Below are 2,831 nucleotides of genomic sequence, written 5' to 3'. Positions count from 1 at the left end.
ATGCCACGCTGACCTGCACAAACAGTCAATTCGGCCAAAGGAGGGAGTTCTCGCATCCACTGCAACTCCCGTTGGTTAAGCACCGATAATTGCGATTATGTCAACTTTAGTTGACGATGGCATCTGCTGCAACAGCCTCTGATCGTTCGTACCATTCAAACACCTTGATTTTCGCAGTCACGTTGTGACACATGCCAAGGCCCCGAAACCAGCAACGATGTCCTTTCAGTACTCGTCTGCACGGCCTGGTTATGTCCGTAGCGGGAACCCGTGAGGGCATGGCCGTCGCCAAGGCAAAGGGCAAGCTGCGCGGAAAACAGCCCAAGCTCTCCAAAGCACAGGAAACACACCTGGTCTCTGTTTACAGGGCAGGGACACACACCACCGTTGAGATTGCTGAACTTTTCGGTGTAGCCCGTTCCACCGTCTACCGCGCCAACAAACGAGCAGGCGACTCCTCATAATTTCTGAGCGCAAACTTTCGTGCCGATCCTCCACTAGGCCCCAAATTCTGAAAAGACACGTTTCGTGCGGAGGACTATTGAGCAAAACACCATTCCGTGCAGGGCGCTTCTGAAATTTTAATGTCAAGAGTCGTCTGCGCAACCTCCGGAATTCCCTGGGAGCGTGTGCAGACGAGTTCTGAAAAGGCCACCAGTGAGGACGGACCGGCCTGTCAAAAACGGTCGTTGATGACCGATGGTCACATGCTTACAGCAATCGTTGGCAGTAGACCGGCAGGAAATCGCAAGGATCAGGTGTGTGGAGTTCGACGCTAAATGGCGGTGTTCTGTGGCCGCTTTCTGTCGTTAATTGCCGATGATGAGGATGCTCGCGGCGGCTTCGATGACGTCGTCGGTGATGGTTTCAAGCTGGTTGATCTTGAAGACGCGGGTCCTGCGCGATCGCGAGCTTTTCTGAGATCACCGATGGATCGGAGAGCGGGCGGCCGAATCGGGTGCCGCTCTGCCGGGCTGCGGCGATACCGGCGTTGACGCGTTCCACGATCAGCTCACGCTCGTACTCGGCCAAGATGGCCAACACGTTCAGCATCATCCGCCCGGTAGACGTTGCCGGATCGCTGGCTCGTTGATTCTGCTCTACGCCCCACCGGTAAGCCGGATCGTCAAGCTCACCATTGACGACATCCTCCACGACGGGGATCACACCCTGCTACGCCTAGGTGAACCACCGACTCCGGTCCCAGAACCTGTGGCCGGGCTACTGCGGGCGTGCCTCGCCGATGGAGACAGCATGACAATGACCGCCAACCCGGCCTCCGGGCCGGGCAAGCCATGCACCCAGGAAGCATCAGGAATCTGCTGCAGGAAATCGGAGTCCCAGCCCAGTCAGGCAGAACCTCCGTGATCCGACAACTCGTCCTACAGATGCCGCCACCGGTGGTCGCCCAGGCCCTCGGCTACCACCACAAAAGCACCGCCAGAATCGCAGCAGAAGCCGGAATCCCCTGGAGCGGATACGCACCCGGCAACCACAGCTGATAACAGATCCCGAGGCACCGAACCATTCTCGACCGAGATGCTCCCAGACAGAATGGAGACCAAATCCGAGGAATACAGACTACATAATCAAAGGTCTTTACCAGTCCCAATGCCGGGGACGAAATCTGGAACAAAGCCCTACCCAATGACGAATCTAAGATCATCGAGGTTTACAAGGACCTGTATACCAAAGGAACTGTCCTTGTCGTCGTGGATCAGCCCGCGACCATCGGCGCATTGGCTGTCGCTCAGCACCTGGGCGTCCCGGTGGCCTACCTGCCAGAGATATCGATGCGACGGATCGCTGACATGTACCCGGGCACTGCGAAAACTGACAAGACGGATGCCTTCATCATCGCCGATGCGGCCCGAAGCTTACCCCGCATCCTCAGTGGCTTGCAAGTCTCTGACGAGGACGAAGCCACGCTAGGGATACTCACCGGGTTTGACCTGGATCTGCCAGCCAGATCACCCAGACCAGCAACCGGATCCGAGGCCTGTTCACTCAGGTCCACCCGCCCCTGGAACGAATCCTTGGCCCGTGGCGGGTATCCTGACTTCAAGTGAAAACACGCCCCTGTCGAACCACACCCAGGGCTGGTGGCGGCCGACACGGCACACTACGTTTGAGCCAACTCTAAGAGCGGCAAGGGACACCCGGGCCATCGCTGGTCGTCACCATCAATGCTACGAGACTGTAGGTCAACATAGCATCGGCAACTATCATTCAAACAAGTCAGGGGCACCCCCAGCATTCTCAGCTTCTCCCCAAGTAACTCACATATAATGGTGCGAATGTGCGGGGAATCAGCCCTGACGGTACTGGGACTGAAAGGACAGCGGATGCGAAGCAATTCCTTCACTGTCCGTCTTGCCGCCCATGCTGTCCTGCTGGCGTTCGCTGGAATGCTGCTTGTGGCCTTTGGCTGCAGCGGCGCACAGGCCTCGGCCGGCATGCAAGTGGCCACAGCTTCTGTTTCCGCGGCCCAGTTTTCCCCTGCCACAGAGACTTCGGTTGAAGCCCGCATCGCCCCGGTATCCACGGCGTGCATTCCTGGCCGGGACAAGGTCAGGCTGGAGCGCGATACGCTTCCCCCATCTCCCGCCCAGCTACAGCCGAAGCAGAACGACGCCGATGCCGGGCTTTCCGGGCGGGCATGGGAAAACTCAGGCGCGGTTGCGTTGTTGGGCCGAATGCCGGCATCACTGACGCATCTGGATCTTGGGATCGTAAGGACGTAGACCATGGTGCGCCGGCACCCAACCCACCGCGACAAGCGAAGGTTGGCTGAACGGCGTCGAACGTGTCCTTATATATACATGGTGCGC

General features: G+C 58.2%; 1 protein-coding gene and 3 pseudogenes. 3 read left to right on the top strand and 1 reads right to left on the bottom strand.

Annotated elements, in window-relative coordinates:
* Nucleotides 1-260: 260 nt before the first annotated feature.
* Nucleotides 261-464 (top strand): annotated as a pseudogene (locus CVS27_RS20220) (helix-turn-helix domain-containing protein); the annotation flags it as partial.
* Nucleotides 465-870: 406 nt separating this feature from the next.
* On the opposite strand, the pseudogene CVS27_RS20210 reads toward CVS27_RS20220, so the two are convergent.
* Nucleotides 871-1,080: pseudogene (locus tag CVS27_RS20210) on the bottom strand (recombinase family protein); the annotation flags it as partial.
* A 536-nt stretch (nt 1,081-1,616) separates the two neighbouring features.
* Here CVS27_RS20210 and CVS27_RS20205 point away from each other — a divergent pair.
* Nucleotides 1,617-2,047: pseudogene (locus CVS27_RS20205) on the top strand (IS110 family transposase); the annotation flags it as partial.
* 298 nt (nt 2,048-2,345) lie between these two features.
* A complete protein-coding gene (locus CVS27_RS20200; RefSeq protein WP_103467640.1) occupies nt 2,346-2,744 on the top strand; it encodes a hypothetical protein in 399 nt (132 codons plus the stop codon).
* Nucleotides 2,745-2,831: the final 87 nt, after the last annotated feature.

This window comes from Arthrobacter glacialis, assembly GCF_002909445.1.
In the GTDB taxonomy this organism is placed as follows: Bacteria; Actinomycetota; Actinomycetes; order Actinomycetales; family Micrococcaceae; genus Specibacter; species Specibacter glacialis.
This window is presented reverse-complemented; position numbering and strand designations above follow the sequence as displayed.